This is a genomic window from Flavobacterium sp. GL_143 (genome assembly GCF_057834355.1).
In genome coordinates this window covers 2,202,671-2,225,745 of record NZ_CM174401.1, presented here as the reverse complement: position 1 = coordinate 2,225,745, position 23,075 = coordinate 2,202,671, and the positions used below count along the sequence as shown (strand labels likewise).

Sequence of the window (23,075 nt, the reverse complement as noted above, 5' to 3'; positions counted from 1 at the left end):
TAATTTTTATCCAGGTAGAACAGTAGTTTCTGTTCCTCTAGAAGCTATTGGATCTATATCCCAAAGAAAAGTCTGAATTGTTTTTATTTTTGAAAAATCACCTATGAATGCATATGGATTTGCCTTAAATTTAAGCTCATGAACAGAGAATGTGCACGCATCCTGTTCAGGCATATTATAGGCTATAAAAAATTGCAATTGAGGATTTCCATCAATATCTATATAAGTATTTTGGAAAATATCATATTGAAAAACCTCATTCCTTCTATCTAAATCAACATAAGCAACAATATTTATAGAGAGCGTATCATTCTCTGCATTATAATATGCTTCTACAAGTGGAGACAAAAGCCCTTTAGATTTTCTTTCAGGAAAAGTTACTTTTCCTATCTCAGGATTATTATTTTCAGAGAAAATTTTGGTTCCTGGAGGCATGGTAATTACTTCATTACCTTCAACATTTAAATTTGTTGTACTCATAATTTTTAAAGTTAGTTAGTTTATAGGTTTGGGACCTATCAATGGTTAATAAATAAGGTTCACAGAAATAAAATATTTGCCTAAAAATGCGGGATGAGCAACACTTTATTTCTATTTCAAATATAACAAACATTTTCTTAATAACTTTTAATCATTAACAAATAACTAGTTAAAAACCTGCAGTTTATCTGATTTATTTACCTTTAATCAAAAAAGGTACGCTACTATCAATTAATTCTTACAAATTATATAACCAAAAGCAAAGCATAAAAAAAGCCTTAAACAAAAGTTTAAGGCTTACTCATATCAATGAGTGAAATATATTATTTTTCAGCTCTCATTTTTCTTGCTAATAATGTATTTTTAAGCAACATAGCAATTGTCATAGGTCCTACTCCACCAGGAACTGGAGTTATAAAAGATGATTTCTTACTTACTTCAGCAAAATCAACATCTCCAGTAATTACATATCCTTTTGGGTTTGTAGCATCTTCAACTCTAGTAATTCCTACGTCGATTACCACAACGCCATCTTTTACCATATGAGCTTTTAGGTAATTTGGAACTCCTAAAGCTGTAATAATGATATCAGCATTTTTAGTATATTCTTCGATATTCTTTGTTCTGCTGTGTGTTAATGTCACTGTCGAATCTCCCGGATTTCCTTTACGACTCATTAAGATACTCATTGGTCGCCCTACAATATGGCTACGCCCGATAACAACAGTATGTTTCCCTGCAGTTTCTACTTTGTAACGCTCTAATAATTGCATAATCCCGAATGGTGTCGCTGGAATAAAAGTATCCATCTCTAAAGCCATTTTTCCGAAGTTGGTAGGATGGAAACCATCTACATCCTTATCTGGATCTATTGCCATTAAAATCTTTTGTTCGCTGATATGTTTTGGCAAAGGCAACTGAACAATATATCCGTCTAGATTATCATCTTCGTTTAGTTCTTTAATTTTTGCCAATAACTCTACCTCTGTAATTGTTTCTGGTAAACTTACCAAAGTAGAATCAAAACCTATTTGCTGGCAAGATCTTACTTTACTACCTACGTAAGTTAAACTAGCCCCATCGTTACCCACAATCACAGCTGCCAAATGAGGTACTTTTCCTCCTGCATCTTTAATTGCTTGCACTTCTATTGCAATTTCGTTTTTAATATCCTCAGCTGTTTTTTTACCGTCTAGTAGTTGCATTTTTTTTAAAGGGTTTTTAAAGTTTAAGATTTAAAGTTTTTTCGGTTCTAAAACCTTAAATCAATTTAGTTGTGTTTATATTAAAAAGTTTAAGGTTTAAAATTTCAATTATCTTGAAACTTTAAACCTTACTTATTTTTTTTATTATCTCGGCATTCCGCCTGGCATTCCTTTCATGCCTCCCATCATTTTCATTAAATTCTTTCCGCCTGGGCCTTGCATCATTTTCATCATTTTGCTCATTTGGTCGAACTGCTTCATCAGTTGATTTACTTGCTCGATTTTTGTTCCCGAACCTTTTGCGATTCTGGCTTTCCTTTTTACATCGATAACTGCTGGCTTGCTTCTTTCAAGTGGAGTCATCGAGTGTATGATTGCTTCAATATGCTTGAAGGCATCATCTTCGATCTCTACATCTTTCATAGCTTTAGAAGCACCTGGTATCATTCCTACCAAGTCTTTCATATTACCCATTTTCTTTACTTGCTGAATTTGTGACAAGAAATCATCAAAACCAAACTCGTTTTTAGCAATTTTCTTTTGGATTTTTCTTGCTTCTTCTTCATCAAATTGCTCTTGCGCTCTTTCTACCAACGACACAACATCACCCATACCAAGTATACGCTCTGCCATACGAATAGGATAGAACACATCGATTGCATCCATTTTCTCTCCTGTACCTACAAACTTAATTGGTTTGTTTACTACCGATTTAATAGAAATCGCAGCTCCTCCACGTGTATCACCATCTAATTTAGTAAGGATAACTCCGTCGAAGTTTAATATATCATTAAATGCTTTTGCAGTATTTACAGCATCCTGACCTGTCATGGCATCCACAACAAATAAAGTTTCTTGTGGTTGGATTGCTTTGTGAACACGTGCAATCTCATCCATCATTTCCTGATCTACGGCTAAACGTCCTGCTGTATCGACAATAACAACATTAAACCCATTAGCTTTAGCATGTTTAATTGCATTTTGTGCAATCTCTACAGGATTTTTATTTTCTGGTTCTGAGTAAACCTCAACACCTATTTGGTCTCCTACAACATGTAATTGGTTTATCGCCGCTGGACGGTAAATATCACACGCTACTAAAAGTGGTTTTTTATTCTTTTTTGTTTTTAAATAATTAGCAAGTTTACCAGAGAATGTAGTTTTCCCTGAACCTTGTAATCCCGACATTAAAATAACGCTTGGAGTACCAGACAAGTTTATCCCTGCTACATCACCACCCATTAATTCAGTAAGTTCATCTTTTACTAACTTCACCAATAATTGTCCTGGCTGAAGTGTAGTTAAAACGTCTTGTCCAATTGCTTTTTCTTTTACTTTAGTTGTAAAATCTTTAGCAATTTTAAAGTTAACATCGGCATCAAGTAAGGCACGACGAACTTCTTTTAAGGTTTCGGCAACGTTTACTTCTGTAATCTTACCGTGTCCTTTTAATATATGGAAGGCTTTATCTAACTTATCACTTAAATTATCAAACATACTATTTTCTTTATTTGAAGTGCAAAGATAATCTAATTAGACATTTCAGGCAATTTTTATTTAACTGCATTTAACCCCAAAGTTCGCAAGGTTTTACGCAAAGATCGCAAGGCTTTTTTTTTCGCACAATCCGGATAGTTATCAGGAGCGAAACAGCAAAGTTTTTTGTTTCACGCAGATTAAAAAAGATTTAAGCCGATTTTTATAAACGTTTTAATCTTTGGCTTTAAATATTAACCGCAATGTGCGCAAAGTTTTTCGCAAAGTCCGCGAATTTTTTTGTTTGCAATGTCGCAAAATCGTAAGGTTCATTGTTTCTCGCAGATTCCGCAGATTAGGCAGATTATTTTTTACATTAAGTAGAAGAAAAATCTGCAAAATGTGCGTGAAAGAAAAAAGCGCAAAAGAATAAACCTTTGCGCCTTTTTAACTTTGCTTCTTTGAACCTTAAAAACTAAAACTGGAAATAAATAAAAGGTTGTGAACCTGCAACTGCTGTTGCATAAACAATCCAGTACACAAATCCTAAAACAATTGCTTTACCGATTAATGGTGTTTTATCAAAAACTAATTTCATTTTGGCTGTAACCACTTCTGGTAAAAAGTGCCATACATAACCAAAAAGCATTAATAAAAAGACATTCTTATATCCTAATACAATCGTTTGCCAATGGTCTGGTTCGAATGTTAATTGTCCAATATTGTTGATTACTTGTATTGCTGTATCAAAATCTTTTGCACGGAAGAATATCCAACAGAAAACCACAAAATGGAATGTTAGTACAATTGAGAAGAATTTCCAGATTGCACTAAATCCGTTACTTTCTTTTTTTGAAGGGAAAAGTTCTACAAATATTTTGTGAACTGCTAATGCCAACCCGTGTAATGCTCCCCAAATAATAAACTGTGCTCCCGCTCCATGCCACAATCCTCCTAAAAGCATTGTTGTAAACAGGTTAAAATTAGTTACCATGGTTTGCTTTAATTTGTTTGAAAGCAAAAATGACAAACAAAAAACAGCGATTCCTCCAACAGCAATTACTAACGGAATTATACTTTCGGAAGAATTTGTGATTCCCCAAAGCAACAATCCGAAAAAGAATAAACTCGGGAATAAAAATCCTGCGAATGTTCCCTCTCTATTCCCTCCGATAGATATATACAAAAAGTCTTTTAACCAAGTTGATAATGAAATATGCCATCTTCTCCAGAAATCAGTAATCGATACCGATTTATATGGTGTTCTAAAGTTGGCTGGTAATTTAAACCCAAGCAATAATGCAATACCAATTGCCATATCTGAGTATCCTGAGAAATCGCAATAAATTTGGATTGCATATCCATAAGATGCCATTAAATTCTCAAATGAGGTATAACTCATCGGTGAATCGAAAACACGATCTACAAAGTTTACCGAGATATAATTAGAGATTACCGTTTTCTTAATTAAACCACCAATGATAAGAAACAACGCATTATTTACGTCTGCCTTTGTAAGGTTTAATTTTTGATAAATCTGTGGTAAGAAATCCTTAGCTCTTACAATCGGCCCAGCAACTAATTGTGGGAAGAATGAAACGAAGAATAAATATTCGATATAATTTTTTGTTGGTTTAATCTCTTCACGATATATCTCGATAATATAACTCATCGATTGAAACGTGTAAAATGAAATCCCGACTGGAAGGAAAATATCATGAAGCTCAAAATTACCATGAAACATATCATTGTAGGTAACTATCATAAAGTTCATGTACTTAAAATACCCAAGTAATCCTAGGTTTAGGATAACACTTATTATCAAGTATATTTTCTTTCGGCTTTTTACACTTTCATTATATATTATCTGACTCAAGCCATAGTCTACAACCGAAGAAAGTAGTAATAACAAGAAATATATTCCGCTTGACTTGTAATAAAAGAAAAGCGAGAATAGAATAACGTATGTTAATCTTAGATAAAATGTCTTGCGCAAAAAGGCATACACAAAATAAAAAACCAGAAATAATCCTAAGAATAATCCTGTGTTGAATAATAATTTTTCTTCTGGGTTATATATAAACCAACCCTTAACCTGTTCTAATGTAAGTGCACCAAAATTTTGAACGAACCAATCATTAATGCTATCAACTGTTATCAACTTATTTTTTTAATTTAAAATTATCGTATTCGTTTAATAATGCTTTCGAAAACAAGCTTCCTTGTTTTTCATATCCGTTTTTAGAATAATGTACCCAATCTGGACCAATTAATCCTTGAGCTTTTAATTTCCCAATACCACTCATTCCTCCAAACTCGTTATACAAATCCCAAACTGCCAGACCATCTGTTTGAGCCGCTTCATAAATATGTTTTGTATAATCGGCTACAAACGTATTTGGTTTTCTTCCTTTTAACAGCGATGGCGGTGGCGTCATAACCAGTACAGGAACATGAATATTTTGTTCTTTTAACTTACTTATAAACTCGCGTAGTTGCTTTATGTAACCTGAAGCTTCTAATCGGTCATAACTTTCGTTTGTTCCTAATGACAACACTATCATATCTGGATGTAACGATTTTACTTGCTCAAAGAAAACAGGGTATTTATTATAATCCGAAAATTTAGCTCCGTTTACCCCAATACTGCTATAAATTACTCCTGGAGAATTCTTCTCAAGAATTAACCCATTAAGCTCATATTTCTTAGCATCCTTATTTGGAATAAGATAGATTTTATCTAATGCTTTTTCGGTATTGTAATAATGAGTAAACGTATCTGATTCTATATCCAAAGGAACATACTCTGATTGTGAGATTGTTTTAGGACGTGTTTCATTTGTTACAATCTTAAGGGTTCTACCCGCTCTAATTGCATTCGATTTTAAATGATTTGCTCTTTTAATTTCTGCAATCGAAACATTGTATTTATCTGCAATAACCGAGATTGCCTCTCCTTTTTTTATTTTATGTGTAATTACTTTTTTCTCCGAAGATTGAATCATATTAGTTTGAATGCGAGTTGCTAAATCAAACATATGCTGGTTTTGCGGTGTAATTATCTTTATTGTATTAAAGTTGTACGCAGGATCTTTTACGTTAACCTCAATTACAAAACCATCTGTATTTCTCCAAAGTGCGATTCCGCTTAACCCCATTGGGCAGTTTTTCTCCGGAAGTATGTTTCGGTAACTTTCCCAACTTTTATTAGAACGAAAGCGTTCATTATAAGAACCGTTGGTTTTTGCTAATGAATACGGAAAAATAAAACCTCTTCCTGCATTTCCTAATTCTTTCTGGAGATCTTTACGAATCTCGTTTGTCATCAAATCACTCTGAATGTGTGAATCTCCGATATGAACAATGTTTATTTTATGATTCCCTTGATTCTCATTGCTTTTTAATTTCTTAAAGAAATCCTCTAAAACCTTTGCATTATAAATTTGACTCCCAGATATAGGCTCAACAGTTGTTGTATCGATTTTGTCAGTCATCTTTTTAGTTATTAAAATTGGCTCGGTTTTTTGCGCTTTGTTATTAGACGCAAAAAGAAGACAACAAAAGAAAATAATAAGTTTATTCATCTACACTATCGTTTATTACAGATACGGAATCTGTATTCGTTTTCCTGACTGTTTTGCCTTTTCTTATGTCCGCTTCCCTTTTTTCGCGCAAAACTTTATATTGTTCGTAACCTTGATTCAATTGCTCATAAAGTAACCCGCCAATTGCTTTGGCTCCACGCTGATTAAAATGTGTATAATCTTTATTGGCTTTTGCTGGTGCTTCATCTACCCATTTTACCATAGAACCATCTCCACCCATCAACGTATATAAATTAACAAATCCAGATTCAGTTTCTAAAGCATAACGCTTTTGAGCTTTCATTAAAGGAACAACTGCCGAATCGGTTTTCATTTGCATATCATATTTTGTCGATTTATCTGCAGTAGAAATAATCAAAATAGAAACTCCTGGAAAAGATGCTTTTATTTTATTAACAGCTTTAGTCATTCCTTTTCCATACCAAGAATAATTTTTTGTACCATAATTTAAAACGTTGGTTCCGTAATGAAGAATGATTAAATCATATTTTAAATTGGCATTGAAACTTTGCATTACATTGGCATCAAAAATAGAAATTGGCATTCCCGAATTTCCTCTTTGCGAAAAGTTATCTACATGAACTCCGCTACCATTATCAAAATTGAAGCCATAAATAGGAATAGAATCTGCGTGGACAAAATTAGCTTTAAATGCTTTAATGCTTTTAGAAGTTACTTTTATAGTGTTGACCAAATTATTTGGAGCAAGACTTTTGGATATAGTGTCTTTTCCGATTATAAAATTCACTTTTCCAGTTTTTGATGATCTTCCGTAATATAAGGTTGGATTATCTAGACTAGTCGCAAATTTATTTAAACCTGCCTCATAAGAAACCCATGTAGAATTTGACTTATCATTTGCAAAAAACACATGTCCGTTTACACCAAAAGGACTTGTTGGTCTCTTTACATTAAGATACGATTGCATTTTCCAGTTTTTGGAATATAGCGCTTTTACTGAAGCTCTTGATGCAGCTGACTCTGAAGTTATAGAAACAAATCCAACTCCTGTACCTCCAAATCTTTCTTGATATTTGTTTCGAACATCTTGTACAATTAAATCACCATCGGTCATAGAATCGCCATAATACGCAATCCTTACTTTTGCCTCAGGATGTTTTTCTAATTGATATAATTTATCGTAAAAAGATATCAGGTATTGATATCCTTTATAATTATCGAAAGTTTCAGAAGGGAATTCGATTCCTTCATTAGCATTAAAAACGATATTCTCCCCTGCTTCATCATCAGCATCGGTGCTATCATTTTTTTTAGATACGCCTTCTTTTTCAAACGATTCCAGAAGCATACTATCTACAAGTACGTTTTTGGAGTCGACTTTACTTTCAGGAAAAATTTTATCTGGTAATATTTGTTTAAAACCAATGAAAGCTACAAATGCTAATGCTACAATTGCAAAAGACTGAAAAAAATAAGATTTTGTATTCACTTGTAATTATAAATTTTGAAGAATAAAATCAATAAGAGCTCCATTATCCAAATTTCCTATTAATTTAATTAAAACGTTTGCAAAGATAGAATAAACAATAAATCTATTATTCCTTTTTTACGATTAAATAAAAATAAAAAAGAGGCTAGATAAATCCAGCCTCTTTCCAAAAAAAAATAAAAAAAAAACAAGTTACTATCTAAATTGAATTTAAACATAGTCTTATTATTAAGATTGATAAGTTATAACCCTACCACATGAAATAACTTACCAATCTTTTTATTTCCATAAAAACGGAATCGTTTTTTGTTTGATTATTTTAATAATGCATATTCAAATGATACATTACCTCTTTCTCCCGCTGCATTTGTCATAGTAAGGAATTTTACTTTATAGTAATTTCCTTCAGAGTCTTTAACTACATAAAAACGGTCTGTTTTGATACTTGGTAACATACCCGGTCCTCCACCGACTCTCCAACTAGCACCAATAATTCTTTGATCAGTTACTGATATTGTAAAATTAGTTTCAACAACTTTTGCTTTAGTAAAATCAGCATAAGCTCCTCCATCTGCAACTAAGACCTGATATACTTGAGCTCCACCTTTCATATTAGAAACGATAAAATCTGAAAACCCATAAGTTACTTCAATTGGTTTCTCATCTGCATCTTTACCTTGTGTATAATTTGTGAAAGTTGTAAAACCTAAATCCCATTTAGCTTTTTGCGGCTCTACAGATACTGGATTTCCTGAAGTCAAACTAAAAAATGTAAAATTAAAAGCTGCATCTTTAGAAATTATCTTTTCTGTGAAAGTTGCAGAAGCTAAATCTGCGTATTGAATTTTATAGCCGTTTCCACTTCTTAAAATTCTAATTTTTTTCCATCCTCTAGCTGCTCCATCAACCTCAACACTACCTACATTTGGTTTTACCGCACTCACAGCAAATCCAAGATTCACTAAATACACTTTGTTATCAGTATCTGTTGCCGAAATTTCAGCAATAGCTGTCCCTACTCCAGCTCCAGCTCCAGCTAATACTCCTGTTGGATTATCCGCAAACCCTTTAGTTGCGGGTATAGAATTCATTCCTGCACTAATAATTACACCAATATCACTTTGTTGTGGCAAAGTAATATCTGAAGTTTCTAACTTTTTCACTGCCATTTTAAGAGATCCATTAATAACAACTCTAAAATCTGAGCCGCTAGAAAATCCTAAGTCCCATGTTGCTCTGTTTACAGACTCTATCTTTCCTGTACTTAAATCTACAAAAACCTGATTAGGTTGATTTGGTCCACCAACGCTTGGCTGTAAAACTTGCCCAACAGAAGGACCTACTGGTGTAGTTGTATCGTTGTTGTCATCGCTTGAACAAGACCCAAGTGTCAATAATGCGAATGATAGTAATAAAAATGTCTTTTTCATTGTATTTGATTTTATATTAAAGATTAAGGTTATATGTAAGTTTTATAAAATAAGAGCGACCATAAGCCAACATTATTTGTGATGGTCCTGCATGAGCAACTCCTTGACTTGTATTTGTTTGATTTATATTAAGTACATTTAGTATGTTTCTTGCTCCTATTGTAGCTTCTAGTTTATCACCAAAGAAATTTTTTCTAATTGAAGCATCAAGCCAATTACTTGGATCAACTTCTGATATCACGTAGGCTGAAGTCGTTTCTATAAATTGTTGTGATTTCCCATTGTATTTGTAATATGCTGAAATTGTAGTTTGCCAACTTGGAATAACATATGAAACACTACTATTAAGATTAAAAGAATAAAGAAACTTATCATCTGAAGAAAAAATCTGATTTTCTATTTTTTGAGAAATTCCAACTAAAGAAGCCCCTAAATTAAATGTCCAATTATCTTTTTTAAATTGGTTGGTAGTCGAGAAATTCCACATTTTATATTTACTAATATTAATGTATTCATACTCTGGATTTCCAGTATCCGGATTGAATCTTGCAAGTGCCATATCAATTCGGTCATCTACATTTAAATAACTTCCTGCTAGAGTGTTCGAGATTTGTAATCCTGAAACAAGAGTTGACATTTTTTTAAGACTGGCTTCGTAAGATGTACTTGTTTCTGGAATAAGATTTTCGTTACCAGTAAAAAAATGTCCATCAAAAATTTGTTTTGAATATAACTCTTCAAAGGTTGGTGTACGGAAAGAATTACCGTAAGAACCTCTAAGCTCAACTCCTTTATCAAATAAATATCTTAAACCAAGTGATGAGGCGTATTGATTTTCAAATTTCGATTGAGCAGAAAAACGTAACCCTGGACGAATAGAGAATTTTTCGGTTGCTCTGATTTCTGAGGAAGCGAAAAAATCATAATTTTCAAGTCTTTTTCTAACTGGAGATAACTTATTGCTTGCTTCCTGAACCAATGAATATCCTTGATTGTTTACGAACTCATAACCTAATTGTAAATCAACTCGACTATCAGAGAAAAAATTACTTAATGTACCTGTAGAGTAAAGTGCTTCCATAGACTGATCTTTTACAGTAACATTATTTGCTTCGCTTTTAGTAAATAAATAATATCTAAAATCCTCAACATCGCGTTGTTGTTTTTGATGCGAAAATGAAACATTATAATTTAACTTTGAAAACATCTTACCAGTCGCATTTAAATTATGAAAATATCTATTGGTAAAATATCGTTTATCTTCTGCGTATCGGTACGACCCTAATTCTGAAGTGTAACCAGATTGCACTGTACTATTGTAATAGTCTACATCTTCATCTAAATATTCGAATTTATAGAAAAAACGAAAACTACCTTTATGATATGCTATTAATGCTGTTGCATTTAATTGGTCTTTTGGAAGCCATTTAAATCCGCGAGACTGATCATTTTCTATATAATCTATTCCGTTTTTATCATCCAGAAAACCTTGAAAAGCGTTACGATTTGCACCAATACTCACAAACCAGTTTTCATTAAAAGTATGCGATCCCTTTATTGACTGAATATGTCGTCCTTGATCAAAAAGCGCAAATTCATTCTTAACAGTTTCTTCTTGTCCTGAGACAGAGAAACTCCATTTATATTTTGATGTTTTTTTAGTAATAATATTCAAAACTCCACTTACGGCATTTGCTCCATAACTAACTCCCATTGAACCCTCAACTATTTCTATTTGCTCAACATCATTCAGGTTTATTTGAGATAAATCGGTATTATTTCCTAAACCTGCTTCATTAATCAAAGGCACATTATCAACCAAAATTTTAAAGTACTGAGCATCTAATCCAAATAAAGATACAGTTGAACGTCCGCTTGTCCCGCTTGGTCTAACTGTAATATTTAAGTACTGATTTAATACATCCGATAAATTTGTTGCTGCTAAATTCTGAATATCCTTACTTGTTATTACACGCACATTAAACACTGACTTCTTTATAGATTGTGGTTCAAATTGTCCAGTAACTACAACTTCTGATAATTCATTTGCACGAATACTGTCTTTCTGTTTTTCCTGTGCAGAAAGTGTTTCACAAAATACAAGGGCAATAAATAGGATAATTTTAATTTTCATTATTTTTAATTGGTCTTAATAATCTTGGCAAATATATAATTATTTTAATTCATTCTAAATAAAATTTATATATTTGCTAAAAATTTTAAATCAAAAAAAACAAGTTATGATTACAAAAAGCCTCTGTTTATCAGCCGTTATGGTGTTATCTGTAAATTTTGGATTTAGCCAGGAATCTAAAAAACAACAAGATATTAAATCGATAAAATCGATGTGTGGTTGTTATGAAGTGAAATTTAATTTTACTGAAACATTTAAGTATTCTAAAGATTCAATTAATTACAAGCCTTCACCAACTAAACATGAATCTGCTTTAGAGTGGGTAGAATTATTAGAAGACACCCCTAACAAAATTGTAATGCAACACTTATTGATAGTAAGTGATGATATGATTATTAAACACTGGAGACAAGATTGGTTGTATGAGAACACTGACTTGTATTTATTTGATAAAGGAACTTCTTGGAAATATAAAAAGTTAGACAAAAAAAACGTAAAAGGTCAATGGAGTCAAAAAGTATATCAGGTAGATGATAGTCCAAGATATGAAGGATCTTCAACATGGGTACATGTAGATGGGCAAGATTACTGGGCAAATGTTACAGATGCTCCACTACCTCGTAGAGAACATACAATACGTAATGATTATAATGTTTTAAAAAGAAGAAACATTCATGAAATTACTGCTACAGGATGGAATCATGAGCAAGATAATGACAAATTAGTTCGCGATGATAGCGGAAAAGATGTTTTGTTAGCTCAAGAAAAAGGAATGGATGTGTACACTAAAGTTGCAGACATTAAATGTATCGCTGGTCAAAAATGGTGGAAGGAAAACAACGCACTTTGGAAAAATGTTCGTGATAAATGGCAAACTCTTTTTGACAGACATCAAGATTTAAATCTAGAAGCCAAAGTAGATAGAAAAGCACTTTATTCTCTTTTGTTTGATTTAAAACCTACTGCTACAAAAGCAGAAACGGATGCAATCATCAACAAATTTGTAAAATAAATATTTTTAGTTAGTTATAAAAAGAGCCGTTAGTATTAAACTAACGGCTCTTTTTTATTTTACATTCTTTCAGGAACTTCTATTCCTAATAAGCTGAAACTAGATTTTATAATCTCTCCTACTTTTTGAGAGAATTGAACTCTGAATATTTTTTTGGTCAAATCCTCTTCTCCTAATATATGTACTGATTGATAAAATGAGTTGTATTCTTTTACCAAATCATACGTATAATTAGCAATTAATGCCGGACTATGATTATGAGCTGCATTTTGGATTACTTCTGGGAAAAGTTCGATTTGTTTTACCAATTCTTTTTCTTTCTCATGAAGCTCTTCGATTCCAGTTAATGTAACAGAAAAATCAAAATCGGCTTTACGAATAATCGATTGTATCCTTGCATAAGTATATTGAATAAACGGCCCTGTGTTTCCAGCAAAATCTACAGACTCTTCTGGATTAAATAAGATACGTTTTTTAGGATCTACTTTTAAAATGTAATATTTAAGAGCACCAAGTCCTATTGTACTATATAGTTTTGCTTTTTCATCGACAGAGAAACTATCTAATTTCCCTAAACCTTCTGAAATTTCCTGAGCTGTATCGGTCATCTCCTGCATTAAATCATCGGCATCAACAACAGTTCCTTCACGACTTTTCATTTTACCAGAAGGTAAATCTACCATTCCATATGATAAATGATATAAACTTGAAGCCCAATCAAAACCTAATTTTTGAAGAATTAAGAACAACACTTTAAAATGGTAATCTTGCTCATTCCCTACAGTATAAACCATTCCTCCTACATCTGGATGATCTTTTACTCGCTGGATTGCTGTACCAATATCTTGTGTCATATAAACTGCTGTCCCATCTGAACGAAGTACAATTTTACGATCTAAACCTTCATCGGTTAAATCAATCCAAACAGAACCATCTGGATCTTTTTCAAAAATTCCTTTATCCAAACCGATCTGTACAACATCTTTTCCTAATAAATAAGTATTGCTTTCATAGTAGTAACTATCAAAATTAACACCTAAGTTTTTATATGTAATAGCAAAACCATCATAAACCCATTGGTTCATTTTTGCCCAAAGTTCTTTGACAGCTTTATCTCCTGCTTCCCATTTTAAAAGCATTTCTTGTGCTTCTAATATTATCGGCGCTTGCTTTTTAGCTTCATCTTCGGTTTTACCAGCTTGCATTAATTCGTTAATCTGCTCTTTATAAACCTTGTCAAATTTTACATAATAGTTTCCTACCAGTTTATCGCCTTTTAAACCTGTACTTTGGGGAGTTTCTCCATTTCCAAATTTTTCCCAAGCCAACATCGATTTACAAATATGGATTCCTCTATCATTTATAATTTGAGTTTTATATACTTTTTTACCTGCAGCTTTAATAATCTCGGCAACTGAGTATCCTAACAAATTGTTACGAACGTGACCTAAGTGCAATGGTTTATTTGTATTTGGCGAAGAATATTCTACGATAATTGCTTTATCAGAAGGATTCGGTTCTACAAAACCATATTTTTTTCCATCTTTTATACCATTAAAGAAATTTACATAATAGGTATCGGCAATTACAATATTTAAGAAACCAGAAACCACATTAAAACGGGCAACCTCTGGAAGATTTTCTACAAGATAATTCCCTATTTTATTTCCTAACTCAACAGGATTACTTTTAATCACTTTTAGTAAAGGAAAAATAACCATTGTAATATCGCCTTCAAACTCTTTTCGGGTAGTTTGATATTCGATTTTATCTACGGTTACTTCAAATAAGGCTTGTATTGCTTTTTGTATAGAAGGCGTAAGAATTTGTGATAATGACATGTAAACTTAGTTTTAAAGTGTGCAAATATACTGCTTATTCATCAATTACAGAAAATGTGAAAGGTTTAAAATCTATGATAAGAAGTTCTCTTATTTTAAAAAATAATTAAGACTCATTACAAATAACAGTCTTAAATACCTGAAAAACAAAGAAAAAACAATAATTCAACTATTTTTTTTCGCAAATCCTGTAACATAAAATTAATATAATAGTCTTAATAGAGTCTTTAAATAAATTTTCAGCAAGAATAATCAACTTGTATTTTAAAGACAAAATCATCAATCAAATAATCAATTAATCAACCTTAACTAAATCAAATCTTATGAAACTTAAAATTATCATGTTATTACTTATTGGAGTGATAACATCGGTACAAGCTCAAAATTCCGGAAGTGTTTCTGGAAAAGTACTAGAAAAAGCCACTAATTCTCCAATCTCTTATGCAACAGTTGCCGTAAAAGAAGAAGGAAAAACAATCGCAAGTGGTGTGACAGATGATAAAGGAGACTTTATTTTAAAAAATATTCCTTTAAAAAATTATATCTTAGAAATACAATACATCGGATTTAGACCATACAAAACCAACTTATACTTTAGTGATTCAAAAAAAGAATACACTTTTAAAGTAGCTCTTGAAGAAGAAGCTACTCAACTTAAAGGTGTAAACATTGTTAGTGAACGCTCGACTATTGAACAAAAAATTGACCGAAAAGTAATTACTGTTGGTAAGGATCTTACAACTGCTGGAGCTTCTGCATCAGACATCATGAATAACATTCCTTCGGTAAATGTTGATCAGGACGGAAAACTTTCTCTTCGTGGAAACGATAATGTACGTGTGTTAATTGACGGAAGACCATCAAATATTGACCCTGCACAATTACTGAAACAAATTCCATCAACTTCTATCAAAAAAATTGAGTTGATTACAAACCCAAGTGCTAAGTATAATCCAGAAGGAATGTCTGGAATCATCAACATTATTCTGCACAAAAACTCCAACGCTGGTTTCAACGGAAGTTATAGTGCTGGTATTACTTTTGGGGAAACAGCTAAATACAATCAATCATTAGATTTGAATTATAAAACTGGAAAAGTAAATTTATTTGGAAACGTAGGTCAGAATTTTGGAACTTATCACAACAGTGGTTTCATCAAAAGAATTGATCCGGAAATCATTCAGGATATTAATGTCCTAAACGATAATGATTCTTACTTGTATAAAATTGGAATGGATTATTTAATTGACGATCATAACACATTGTCTGTCTATACCAACCAAAATAAATCAAACGGAAAAGGATTTGTAGACACAAACATTGATTATAATAATCTAACAGATTCTGATGTTTCTAATATTTTTCAGAAATCAAAATACTCAGGTCCAAACAAAATTGGTACTTATAATTTAGCCTACAAACATATCTTTAAAAAAGAAGGCCATACTTTAGATTTTGAAGGAAACTATAGTGATAATGAAGGAACACAATATGCTGCTTTTGATACTCAATCTACAAAAACGGATAATACTGTAGAAAGCGTAATTTACGATGATCAAATTAAAGCTACTCGTAAATTAAGCACTTTTAATATTGATTATGTGAATCCTTTAAACGAGAAAACTACCCTTGAAGCTGGTGCCGAAGCTAGAATTACTAAAACAAATAATGATTATATTACCGGAAATCCGCTTGCTGAATTTCCAGTTACTAATTATACTTACGACACTAATATCTATTCAGCTTATGTAACATTTGGTCAGAAATACAAAAAATTCAGTTACCAATTAGGAGCTCGTTTTGAAAGTTATAAAGTAGTAGCTAATTTAAATCATGGTCTTGAAAAATTTAATGATGACTATATCACTTTATATCCATCAGCTTATCTTACATATAAACTGGATGAGAAAAATACTTTGCAATTAAGCTATAGCCGTCGTGTAGACCGTCCGAGTTTAGAACAAACAAAACCTATTCGTGAGTTTTCTACTCCGTTAGTAACCTCTTTAGGAAATCCTGAATTAACACCACAGTTTACTAATTCGGTAGAAATAAATTATACTAAAACTCTTGAAAAAGGAAGTTTTACAACTAGTGTTTTCTACAGAAGTATTAATGACCAAATTAGCAGAATTTTATATCCTGATGAGACAGACCCAAGCGGTAACAAACAAATTATGACTTACACTAACTATGATCATAATACTTCTTACGGTTTTGAAGTTTCGTTAAATTACAAAATCACAAAGTGGTGGGATATCCAACCTTCTATTGATTTTTCTAGTATCAACCAACAAGGTGTTGTGTTTTTATACGATCCTGTAACAAAAATGAGTAATCCAATTGAAAGGAAAGTTACTGTTGCTGCATTTAATGGTCGTATGAACTCAAACTTTAAAGTAAACAAACGTATCAGTTTCTTATTATTCGGTTTTTACAGAGGCGGTGTAGACGGACTTCAAAATAATAGTCATGAAATGTACAAAATGGACATAGGTACACGTTATACATTATTAGACAACAAGATGAATATTAGTGTACGTTTTAATGACGTATTTGACACCATGAAATATGCTTTTGATTCTAATTATCCTTACCCGCATACAGGAGAATTTACATGGGAAAGTCAAACAGTTTATTTAGGTTTAACCTATAATTTTGGTGGAGCAAAAATTAAAAACTTGCAACGTAAACAAAGAGAAGATAACACGAGTAAAGGCGGTGGAGGAATGTTTTAATCCATCACACTTATTCGAATTTTATTGTCAGGTTGAGTCGTTCGTCTCCGTTTAGGATAAACTTAAGTCGAAACCTTTTTGAATATTTTTTGTAGTAAAGAAAGCCCAGAGTATGCCACTCTGGGCTTTTTTGATATATCTAAATTACATAGATTGTCTAAAGATGGAACGCGGATGACGCAGATTCACCAAGGCGAAAACGCTGATAAAAACGGATTTTAAAAAATAAAGGAATCGGGCTCTATCTCTGTCATATAAGCACAAATATTATAAAAAAATTGAACACGAATTTCACGAATTGACACGAATTAGTTTGTGAAATTAATTTCACAAACTAAGTTAGCCATATAAATTCGTGTCAATTCGTGAAATTCGTGTTTGTTTTTTACCACATCATACTAAAACTACAACTTAGCTTTTAGAGCATTAATCTCTGCTGCGCTCGCAGTTTCGCCAGAGTCGGTAATTGCTGATGAATGGAAAAAAGTATTTCCTAGTTTTTCCTTTAGCAATCCAATATTCGTAGATCTAAGTCCTCCACCGGGCATAATTACTATTCTGTTATTTGCTTTTTGGACAACATCGATAAGTACATCAATTCCTTCTTCTACATTTTTTCCTTGTCCCGATGTCAGGATTGTTTTAAAACCACAATTAATTACATCTTCGAGAGATTTAGATACATCCGAAACAACATCAAAAGCACGATGAAAAGTACAAGGTAGCGGATTTGCTAAATTAACTAACTCCTTATTTTGTTTCATATTTAGGCTTCCATCAGGATTAAGATTTCCAAATACAAACCCATCAACATTATATTTTTTGTATTCGATTATATTCTCTTTCATTTCCTCAAACTCAGCTTCTGTATAAACAAAATCTCCTCCTCGAGGTCGGATAATAACATTTAAATCTATTGTAGCTTTTTCTCTCGCTGCCCGAACTAAATTTAAATCCGGAGTTGTTCCTCCTTCTTTCATATTTACACACAACTCAATTCTGTTTACTCCATTTGCCTGAGCAATCTCGACAGAATCAAGATTAAAACATGCAATCTCTAATTGACTTTTTTCCATTTCTTATTATACTTAAACAATTGCAACAGACTTCAATTCCATTGAATCTGGCAATAAAATTTTATAAAATTATCCTGATCCGAAATTAAACAAAAAAACCTGCTCCAAAAGGAACAGGTTTTAAAATATAATGTAAAAATTAAATTACCATTTGATAATTGCACTTCCCCATGTAAATCCACTACCAAATGCAGCTAAAACAACTGTATCTCCAGATTTGATTTTTCCTTTTTCCCAAGCTTCTGTCAATGCAATCGGAATAGATGCTGCGGTTGTATTACCATATTTTTGAATATTGTTATATACCTGATCATCATTCAAGCCAAATTTCTTTTGGATAAATTGTGATATTCTCAAGTTTGCTTGGTGTGGTATCAACATATCGATATCCGAAACCTGTAGATTATTAGCTACCAAACCTTCATTAATTACTTCGGCAAAACGTACTACTGCATTTTTAAATACAAATTGTCCGTTCATATAAGGAAAATAACTTTCGTCGTTCGGGTCATTATCTGCTAAGATATCAGTTACCCAACGAGCTCCCATTCCTGGTGCTGTTAGAGATAATTCTTCAGCATGTTGCCCTTCTGAGTGTAAGTGTGTAGAAAGAATTCCTTTTGTAGTATCTTCTTCTCTACTCAAAACTGCTGCTCCAGCTCCATCTCCAAAAATTACCGAAACCCCTCTTCCTCTGGTTGTCATATCCAAACCTGTAGAGTGAACCTCAGAACCAATCACCAAAACATTCTTATACATTCCTGTTTTAATATATTGATCTGCTACAGAAATAGCGTAAATAAAACCAGAACATTGGTTTCTTACGTCTAATGCTCCAACAGTTTTTAATCCTAAATCACGTTGTACCAAAACTCCTGGACCTGGAAAATAGTAATCTGGGCTTAATGTTGCAAAAACAACAAAATCGATATCTTCTTTTGCTACACCAGAACGTTGGATAGCTATTTCGGCAGCTTTTACACCCATCGAAGTTGTAGTATCTTCTCCTCTTATAATGTGTCTGCGTTCCTCAATCCCTGTTCGTTCTTGTATCCACTCGTCGTTGGTATCCATTATTTTTGACAAATCGTCATTGGTTACCACATTTGAAGGGACATAATATCCTAATCCCGCTATTTTTGAATGATACATATTTTTTTATTATTCGTTAAAAAATTGGACTGCAAATCTAAACATCTTTTAAAAATCATGTACACAATTTAGTGATTTTTTAGTAATTAACAATTCTATATATTATTCCCATTAATTACTTTTCACAAGCACATTCTGATTTGTAAGAAAAACATATTAAATTTAAAGCTTTTTTTTATAACAATCACTTTTCATTATTAAAATGTAACAAGATTGGACTACTTTAGACAAATCATAACAATCTTTAATCATAAAAGTTTCAACTATGAAATTAAAAGTTACCTTATTTCTGTTTTTAAATCTTGGCTTAGTGGCTTTTGCTCAAGAAAACCTGACGTACCAGAAACCTTCAAAATCTATTTTGGATTTAGCCGATTACGAAAGAGCTCCTTCAGTATCAATGGATACAAAAAAAGAGTTCATGTTATTAACTTACAGAAATACCTATAAAACATTAGAAGATTTAAATCAGGAAGAACTTCGTTTAGCAGGTTTAAGAATCAATCCTGTAACAAATATTTCGAGCACGGTTACGTATGTAAAAAATCTTAAATTAAGAAAAATCAGCGATACCAAAGAAGTTCAAGTATCAGGTTTACCAACAGCTCCTCAAATCAGTAATATTGTATGGTCGCCTAACGATAAGAAAATCTTATTTACTCATACTACAAAAACCGGAGTAGAACTTTGGATTGTAGATGTTACATCTGCAAAAGCAACAAAACTTACCGAAGCAAATTTAAATGCTAATCTGGGAACTCCATTTAGTTGGTTCAACGACAACGAAACAATTCTTGTAAAGATGTTGCCTAAAAACAGACCTGCATTATTAGATTCTAAAAAAGATTTACCAACAGGTCCAATTGTTTCTACTGCCGATGGATCTAAATCGCAAAATAGAACCTATGCAGACATGTTGAAAAACAAAAATGATGAAGCTAATTTTGAAAACATCATCACATCTGAAATCTACAAAGTAAACATTAACGGTACAGCTACTTTATTTAAAAATGCTGATATGTACTCTTCTGAGAGAATTTCACCAGATGGTAATTATGTGATGTTAACTACAATCCAAAAACCATTCTCCTATATTGTTCCGTTAGGAAGATTTCCATCAAAAGCGATAGTTTATGATAAAAACGGTACAGAAGTAAAAACCGTAAACGAAGTTCCTCTTTATGAAATTATGCCAAAAGGTTTTATGGCTGTTCGTAAAGGAAAAAGAGAAATGTCATGGAGAAACGACAAACCAGCAACGCTTTCTTATGTTGTAGCTTTAGATGGTGGAGATCCTGCAAATAAAGTTGATTTTAGAGACGAAGTATTTCTTTGGAATGCTCCATTTAATACCGAAGCAACTGCATTGGTAAAAACACCTCAACGTTTTAATGAAATTATTTGGGGGAATGACAATACTGCAATCCTTATGGACGAATGGTATGATACACGTAACATTAAAACCTATTTAATTAATCCATCTGACGCAACTCAGAAACCAAAAGTAATCTTCGATAGAAACTCACAAGATATCTATGCAGATCCAGGTGCTTTTGAATTTAAAAAGAACCAATACAATAAATATGTTCTTGCTATAGAAAACGACAATGCTTTTCTTCTTGGCGAAGGTTTTACCAAAGATGGTCAATTCCCTTTTATTAGCGAACTTAATCTTAAAACATTAAAAACAAAACGTCTGTATACTTCTACATTTAAAGATAAAAAAGAAGATATAGTAGAGATTGAAGATTTTAAAACTGGAAAAGTTTTGGTACAAATTCAATCTAAAAATGACTATCCTAATTATTATTTCAGAAACATAAAAAAACAAAATAGCTTAACTCAGGTTACTTTTTTCAAAAACCCATTTGAAAGTATTAAGAATGTAAGCAAAGAGGTTATTAAGTACAAAAGAAAAGATGGTGTAGAATTATCTGGAACTTTATACTTACCTGAAGGATATGACAAAGTCAAAAAAGAAAAATTACCATTGTTAATCTGGGCATATCCAGCAGAATACAAGGATAAAAATAGTGCAGGACAAAGTAGCCAAAACCCAAATGAATTTACGTTTCCATACTATGGTTCATTTATATATTGGGTAACCAAAGGATATGTAGTTCTAGATGATGCTTCGTTCCCAATTATTGGTGAAGGAACTACAGAACCTAATGATAATTTTATTACACAATTAGTAGATGATGCCGAAGCTGCAATAGACGCTGTAGATGCACTAGGATATATAAACAGAAAGAAAGTTGCTGTAGGAGGACATTCATACGGAGCGTTTATGACTGCTAACTTATTAACACATTCTAATCTTTTTGCTTGCGGTATTGCCAGAAGTGGTGCTTACAACAGAACCTTAACTCCTTTTGGTTTCCAAACAGAACAACGTAATTACTGGGAAGTTCCAGATGTTTACAACACAATGTCACCATTTATGCATGCCGACAAAATGAAAACGCCACTACTATTAGTACATGGTGAAGCCGATAATAACCCTGGGACTTTTACATTACAAACAGAGCGTTATTTCCAAGCTTTAAAAGGATTGGGCGCTCCTGCAAGAATGGTAATTTTACCTAAAGAATCTCATGGATATGTAGCTAAAGAAAATATCTTGCATTTGCTTTGGGAACAAGATCAGTTCTTAGAGAAATATTTGAAAAATTAATTACTGAGAAACTTCTCAATTAATACACCAAGAATCCCCTAAACTCATCATTTAGGGGATTTTTTCGTTTCATACTATACTTAATTTATTAAGGAGCTAATCCTGCTGTACACTATATCTTTTATGGCAAACCCCGCCATAAAAGGATGCCGTTCCCATCAGGGCTAGAAAACCAGAAACTCACACGTATTTAAATCCCCTTTTAAGTATTCGGTTCACGCTTTTATCTTATAAAAAAAGTCTTATTCTAGCGCTTATATAACTTATTTCTCCCAATAAAATAGTCTCATCACGCTTACTTTACGAAAGCACTTTTTGTAAAACATAAATAATAATTACACCTACAACAAAAAAGGTATAGCATTAATTAAGTAAAAACCAATTTAAAAAAAACAAGCAGATGAGTTTTTTAGCAAAATTAGAATTAGACAACGAGATATTTAATGTTTTAGAATTTGACATAAACCTAGATCAAAACACCGACAACAATGGCAAACCATCCAATAAAACCAAAGGAGGTCAAATAAGGCTAGTTGTAGAAAGTACTCAAACCGATTTATTTTCGGATTGGATGGTATCACACACAAGCAACAAAGACGGCAAAATTATTTTTTATCGCAGAGACGCAATGAGCACTATGAAAAATGTGACTTTCAAGAAAGCGTTCTGTATTTCTTTCCGCAAAAGCTTTCGTAGTGAAGGTAATGTTCCTATGACAACCGAAATACTTATTAGTTCCAACGAAGTAAAAATTGGCAATACTCTATTTGAGAATAACTGGAAAAATTCTTAATAACCA

15 protein-coding genes are annotated in these 23,075 nt (G+C 32.4%); 4 read left to right on the top strand and 11 right to left on the bottom strand.

Going from position 1 to position 23,075, the window contains the following annotated elements:
- Window positions 1-6: 6 nt before the first annotated feature.
- The 8 genes from AC3IPI_RS09680 to AC3IPI_RS09645 form a co-directional block, all read right to left on the bottom strand.
- Complete coding sequence (locus tag AC3IPI_RS09680) at window positions 7-480, bottom strand: hypothetical protein (protein WP_323489736.1); 474 nt, start codon at window positions 478-480, stop codon at window positions 7-9.
- Between the two features lie 323 nt (window positions 481-803).
- Complete coding sequence (locus AC3IPI_RS09675) at window positions 804-1,685, bottom strand: bifunctional 5,10-methylenetetrahydrofolate dehydrogenase/5,10-methenyltetrahydrofolate cyclohydrolase (protein WP_039119855.1); 882 nt, start codon at window positions 1,683-1,685, stop codon at window positions 804-806.
- 144 nt (window positions 1,686-1,829) lie between these two features.
- Window positions 1,830-3,182: a signal recognition particle protein gene (gene ffh, locus AC3IPI_RS09670; RefSeq protein ID WP_039112390.1), complete on the bottom strand. Its 1,353-nt coding sequence runs from the start codon at window positions 3,180-3,182 to the stop codon at window positions 1,830-1,832.
- 454 nt (window positions 3,183-3,636) lie between these two features.
- A complete protein-coding gene (locus AC3IPI_RS09665; protein ID WP_489158713.1) occupies window positions 3,637-5,322 on the bottom strand; it encodes an MBOAT family O-acyltransferase in 1,686 nt (561 codons plus the stop codon).
- A gap of 1 nt (window position 5,323) precedes the next feature.
- Window positions 5,324-6,655 (bottom strand): GDSL-type esterase/lipase family protein, encoded by a 1,332-nt coding sequence (locus AC3IPI_RS09660; RefSeq protein WP_489158711.1) that lies wholly within the window; start codon window positions 6,653-6,655, stop codon window positions 5,324-5,326.
- An 82-nt stretch (window positions 6,656-6,737) separates the two neighbouring features.
- The gene (locus AC3IPI_RS09655) at window positions 6,738-8,216 is read right to left on the bottom strand and encodes an SGNH/GDSL hydrolase family protein (RefSeq protein WP_489158709.1); all 1,479 of its coding nucleotides are present in this window, start codon (window positions 8,214-8,216) and stop codon (window positions 6,738-6,740) included.
- A 314-nt stretch (window positions 8,217-8,530) separates the two neighbouring features.
- Window positions 8,531-9,646, bottom strand: a complete 1,116-nt coding sequence (locus AC3IPI_RS09650; RefSeq protein ID WP_489158707.1) for an HmuY family protein — start codon at window positions 9,644-9,646, stop codon at window positions 8,531-8,533.
- Between the two features lie 16 nt (window positions 9,647-9,662).
- The gene (locus AC3IPI_RS09645) at window positions 9,663-11,780 is read right to left on the bottom strand and encodes a TonB-dependent receptor plug domain-containing protein (protein ID WP_489158705.1); all 2,118 of its coding nucleotides are present in this window, start codon (window positions 11,778-11,780) and stop codon (window positions 9,663-9,665) included.
- Window positions 11,781-11,886: 106 nt separating this feature from the next.
- Here AC3IPI_RS09645 and AC3IPI_RS09640 point away from each other — a divergent pair, with 106 nt between their 5' ends.
- Window positions 11,887-12,792, top strand: a complete 906-nt coding sequence (locus AC3IPI_RS09640) for a DUF6607 family protein (protein ID WP_489158703.1) — start codon at window positions 11,887-11,889, stop codon at window positions 12,790-12,792.
- Between the two features lie 59 nt (window positions 12,793-12,851).
- Here the strand turns inward: AC3IPI_RS09640 and argS are convergent, their stop codons facing one another.
- A complete protein-coding gene (gene argS / locus AC3IPI_RS09635; protein ID WP_489158701.1) occupies window positions 12,852-14,633 on the bottom strand; it encodes an arginine--tRNA ligase in 1,782 nt (593 codons plus the stop codon).
- A gap of 323 nt (window positions 14,634-14,956) precedes the next feature.
- On the opposite strand from argS, the gene AC3IPI_RS09630 reads away from it, so the two are divergent.
- Window positions 14,957-17,371 (top strand): TonB-dependent receptor, encoded by a 2,415-nt coding sequence (locus AC3IPI_RS09630; protein WP_489158699.1) that lies wholly within the window; start codon window positions 14,957-14,959, stop codon window positions 17,369-17,371.
- A gap of 404 nt (window positions 17,372-17,775) precedes the next feature.
- On the opposite strand, the gene AC3IPI_RS09625 is transcribed toward AC3IPI_RS09630, so the two are convergent.
- Window positions 17,776-18,447 (bottom strand): copper homeostasis protein CutC, encoded by a 672-nt coding sequence (locus AC3IPI_RS09625; RefSeq protein ID WP_489158697.1) that lies wholly within the window; start codon window positions 18,445-18,447, stop codon window positions 17,776-17,778.
- A gap of 144 nt (window positions 18,448-18,591) precedes the next feature.
- Complete coding sequence (locus AC3IPI_RS09620) at window positions 18,592-19,599, bottom strand: 3-oxoacyl-ACP synthase III family protein (protein WP_039111628.1); 1,008 nt, start codon at window positions 19,597-19,599, stop codon at window positions 18,592-18,594.
- 265 nt (window positions 19,600-19,864) lie between these two features.
- Here AC3IPI_RS09620 and AC3IPI_RS09615 point away from each other — a divergent pair, with 265 nt between their 5' ends.
- Window positions 19,865-22,276 carry an alpha/beta hydrolase family protein gene (locus AC3IPI_RS09615; protein WP_489158695.1) on the top strand — a complete coding sequence of 804 codons (2,412 nt, stop codon included), beginning with the start codon at window positions 19,865-19,867 and terminating at the stop codon, window positions 22,274-22,276.
- 400 nt (window positions 22,277-22,676) lie between these two features.
- The gene (gene tssD / locus AC3IPI_RS09610) at window positions 22,677-23,069 is read left to right on the top strand and encodes a type VI secretion system tube protein TssD (protein ID WP_039119866.1); all 393 of its coding nucleotides are present in this window, start codon (window positions 22,677-22,679) and stop codon (window positions 23,067-23,069) included.
- Window positions 23,070-23,075: the final 6 nt, after the last annotated feature.